We start from the raw sequence: 4386 nt of genomic DNA on the forward strand, positions 1-4386 counted from the left end.
AAGGAGAATTGTACTTATATAAGCTTGAAGATGCCACAGGAGTTGTTATGCAAGAGATACCTAATACTCTATGCAAGATAACTTCTATTGAGAATGGCATACAAAAATATGGAGTAAATTTAGCTAAGTTAAATGATAAGACTGTATTGGCTATGCCGCCTGAGATACAGAAGTTATATAAGAGACATAAGGCCGGAGCTATTAAAGAAAAGGATTTAGTAGATAAGAGTTTCTATGAATTAAAGAAAAATGCTGTTGCTTTTAACTTGGACAAGTATGCTACTAAGGGTATCCCATTCTTTGCTACTGCATTTGATGATTTAATGGAACTTGAAGATATGAAGGACTTAAAGAGTGAAAATGCTGTTATTGAAAGTATTAAGTTAATACATCAAAAATTACCTATTGATAAGGATACTGGTGTTGTATTAATGGACTTCAATGTTGCTAAGGCTTACCATAATGGGACTAAGTCTAACTTACCTAAAGGTACTTCTATTACTACTAATCCATTAGATTTACAGGCGGTTAATTTATCTGATGGTAATAGTAAGATAAATCAGAATATTACTCAATCATTGAATAATGTTTTTGATACTGTTGGTATTAATAATGAGTTATTTAATGGTAGTAAGTCAACTAATGAAGCGATTGCTGTTGGTATTATAGCAGATGGGTTATTAACTAAAAGAGCGCAGATGCTAGTTCAGAATTGGCTTAATTATGAATTATCTTTATATAAGAAAAATGGTACTTCATGGAAGTTAAAGTTTATTGATACTACACATTTTGATAAGGCTGATAGAGCTAAGACCTCTAGGGAAGATATGGCCTATGGTGGTTTAAGAACAGAGTTTTTAGCTACTAAAGGATATACTCCACTTGAAGGTAGAAATCTATTAAAGATGGAAATGTTATTATCATTTGACTCATTAATGATTCCTCAACAATCAGCTCATACTGCTAGTGGGAGTGATAATGGAAGACCAGCTAAGGATGGTACAAATTCAGAGGGTGCTTCAACACAACCAGAGGCAGAGTAAGGAGGAGTTAATTTGAGTAAATTTATAATAGCACTAAATAATCAAGAAAGGCAAGAACTTATTGAAAGTGGTTTTGAAGAAATAGGTACTTGTAAAATAAATGGTGAAGTTGCTTACTCATTTGAAAACTCTCCTAGTAAATATGCTACATTTAGTCAGAAAACTAATAAAGTTTATTTAGTTACAGATGTGGCTTATTTTGTATAAGGAGGTAATCTATGAATAAGATACAACACATACCTTGCTCTATTGTTAAGGATACTTCTACGCATACTTTTGCAAAGAAGGAGAGTGGTAACTTAGAGAAGGTAAAAATAGTAGTTATGCACTCAGGTGTCAATGGTAATAAGTCAGATATTTCAGATGATGCTGTTGAGGAAGCAAAAGATACTATTAGTAATATTCCTATTCTTGCGTACATTAAAAGGGATGACGATGGTGAAGCGATTGATTTCGATGAGCATAATGTTATAACTAAGATAGTGCAAGGATCTGATGGACATGAGATAAAACAGTTTTACCTAGAAAGACCAATTGGTGTAATACCTGAAGCGAATAATTACAGAATAGAAGAAATAGAAGGTGTAGACCATGTGGTTGTTGATGGATACATATGGAAAACATATTCAAATGAAGGTTATGACCTTATTTCTGAGTCTGGTGAAAAAGGTGTTTCTATGGAAGTGTCTGTTGAAGAAGGTTCAAAAGATAAGAAGACAGGAATATATAAGATAAGTAAATATAGCTATTTAGGTGTGACCGTTTTAGGCGATGACGTCATGCCAGCAATGGGTAGCACTTGTAAATTAGAAACTTATTCATCTAATGAAGAGTTCCAATTTGCTATGAATGAGCTTAATAAAGAAGTAGAAAAATATAAAATGGAGGTAGAAACTATGGATAATAATATACAAGAACCAGTAGTTGATCCAGTTGTAGAACCAACAAATCAAGTAGAACCAACGTCTACTGAACCTGTAGTTGACCCAATAGAACCGGAACAACACAACTTCTCTCTTTCTATAGATAATATGTCTAAGAGTATAAGGAATACCTTATATGCTAGAAAGTGTAAGAAGAAGTATAGTTGGAGTGAAAGAGAATATGAAGAACCTGAGTTCTATTTAAGAACTATAATCCCTTCTGAAAGTGTTGCTATATTACAGGATAATACTAATGATAATTATACTCACTATGGAGTTAACTTTACTCTTAATGGTGATGATATTACTTTAGATTTTGATAATAAGAAGGAATACATAGAAGTTTGGAGAGCTAAGGAACAAGGAGAAGAAGTGCTAGTATTCTCTGATAGAAAAGAGACTGAGGATAAAGTAGTTACAGAACAATTCTCTTCTATGGAAGCGAAGATATCTGAATTACAGACTGAGGTTGATAATAAGACTCAAGAAGTTCAAGAGTTAGCGCAGTTCAAACAACAAAAAGATAAGGAAGAATTAGTTGAATCAGTAGATTCTGTTATAGCTCAATTCTCTACATCTTTAGATGAGACTGAATACAAAGATGCTAAGGATAAAGCCTTGGCTGGGGAGATAACTGTTGATACTTTAAAGTTCAATTTATATGCTCTTAAAGGTATGAAGCAAGAAGCATTAGAGAAAGAACAATTAGAGAATTTCTCTGCAAAAGGAAGTAAAGAAACTGAGCCTGTTAAGGTTGTGGTTACTTCAAATATATTAGAACCTACGGTATTCTCTGAGAATACTAGTGCTAGATATGGTTCTTTATCTGCTGATTTGGCTAGAATATCGGCAAAAAATAACTAAGAAGAATAAGAGGAGGACATAGTATGTCACAAGTAATAAAAAAGGCAATATTTAGATTAGACGAAGACTTATATCCTATGACTGTTACTGGTAAAAATGGTACTGGTGGAGACTTAGAAAATGGAGCTTTCGTTGAAATAGGTGTATTAGAAGATAATGAATTAGGTAGAGAAACTTATGGGTTATCTAAGTTAACTGGTACAGGACAAGTAGGATTTGTATCAAGTCCATCTTTAATGTATGATGAAAGACAAGACGAGAGAGATTTTGTCTGTAAGGCAGATGAGTTAATAAGAACTTACATACCTAATAAGTCTACTGTTGGTACTTTTGCTGAGAAGCATTTTGAAAATGGAGCTGCTTTAGTTGCAGGAGATAAGTTAGCTGCAAAGGCTAATTCTACTGTTTTAACTAAGGCTGTAGGCGATGCTGCGGTTGTTGCTCAAGTAATAACAAGAGAAGATTTTGAAGGTCAGGTTTCAGTTGTAGTTAAGTTCTTATAAGAGCTAAATAAGTTGAAACATAATTAACAACATAAAATAGGAGGATTTTGTAAATGGCAGAATTAAGAAGAATGTCTGAATTAGCTCAACTTTCTGTAGATGCTTATACGGGAAAAGTTGATAAATTCAATGTAAATGATGCTGAGGCATTAATAAGAGAAAAATTAAATGAGTGTGTTGGTGGGAAGTGGAATTATAGAAACTTCAAGAAAAACGAACATGATTTCTATGCTTTAATAGAAGAGTTAATAACTATAAACTTATCTAACTTAACGGTTGAAAGTTTTGGTGATTGGGTCGAGGTTAAAGACTTCGAACTTGGAGATAAAATAGAATTCAGAGTAGAGAACACTAATCTGTTCCAAGTTGGGAATATAGCAACAGGTACTAATACTATAAGAAGACAAAGAATGTTAGATTCTAAGTTACCAACTACTGCTTACAAAATGAGTATAGCAATATATGAGGAATTCGATAGGTTTTTAGCTGGACGTATAGATTGGGCTAAACTAGTTGACAAGGTTAGTAAGTCTTTCAATAGAGAGGTCGCTTTACAAGTATCTAGAACTGTTCAAAATGCTTATACTTCTATACATACTAACTTAAAGTATGAAGGTACTTACACTGATGCTCAATTAAGTAAGTTAATAGCTAAGGTTAAAGGTTTAACTGGCCAAGAGGTTGCTATATATGGTGTATCTGAGGCTGTTGAAAACATACAAGGTGCGAATTGTTTAGCTGATTTAGCTGATAGAAGAGCATATGGTTATGTTAAAGAGTTTAAGGGAATACCTGTAATAGAGTTACCTCAAACTTATGATGCTATAAATGACAAATGGGGTGTTAGAAATGACATACTATATGTTATTCCGGCAAACGAAAAAATCGTAAGAGTAGGTTTCGAAGGAGAAGCCATGGTATTAGAAAATACTGATGGCACTAAGAGAAACGACCAACAAATAGAATACAAGTTCCAAAGAATGATGCATTTGGGTGTATTATCTACTGCTAGATTTGGTGCTTATGTTATAACTGCTTAATCAGTTATTTAGA

The 4386-nt window shown here is 33.2% G+C and carries 5 protein-coding genes; all 5 read left to right on the plus strand.

What is annotated here, in order from left to right:
* A partial coding sequence (locus tag ACRDDY_RS05225) for a hypothetical protein (RefSeq protein ID WP_438563917.1) occupies positions 1 to 1043 on the plus strand: 1043 nt, incomplete at its 5' end.
* A 12-nt stretch (positions 1044 to 1055) separates the two neighbouring features.
* Complete coding sequence (locus tag ACRDDY_RS05230) at positions 1056 to 1250, plus strand: hypothetical protein (protein WP_438563918.1); 195 nt, start codon at positions 1056 to 1058, stop codon at positions 1248 to 1250.
* Between the two features lie 11 nt (positions 1251 to 1261).
* Entirely contained in the window at positions 1262 to 2830 is a 1569-nt protein-coding gene (locus ACRDDY_RS05235) for a hypothetical protein (RefSeq protein WP_438563919.1), read from the plus strand.
* Positions 2831 to 2853: 23 nt separating this feature from the next.
* A complete protein-coding gene (locus tag ACRDDY_RS05240) occupies positions 2854 to 3333 on the plus strand; it encodes a hypothetical protein (RefSeq protein WP_438563920.1) in 480 nt (159 codons plus the stop codon).
* Between the two features lie 53 nt (positions 3334 to 3386).
* A complete protein-coding gene (locus ACRDDY_RS05245; RefSeq protein ID WP_438563921.1) occupies positions 3387 to 4373 on the plus strand; it encodes a hypothetical protein in 987 nt (328 codons plus the stop codon).
* The last annotated feature ends 13 nt before the right edge of the window (positions 4374 to 4386 follow it).

Source organism: Clostridium sp. (genome assembly GCF_051656525.1).
Lineage (GTDB): Bacteria > Bacillota > Clostridia > Clostridiales > Clostridiaceae > Clostridium.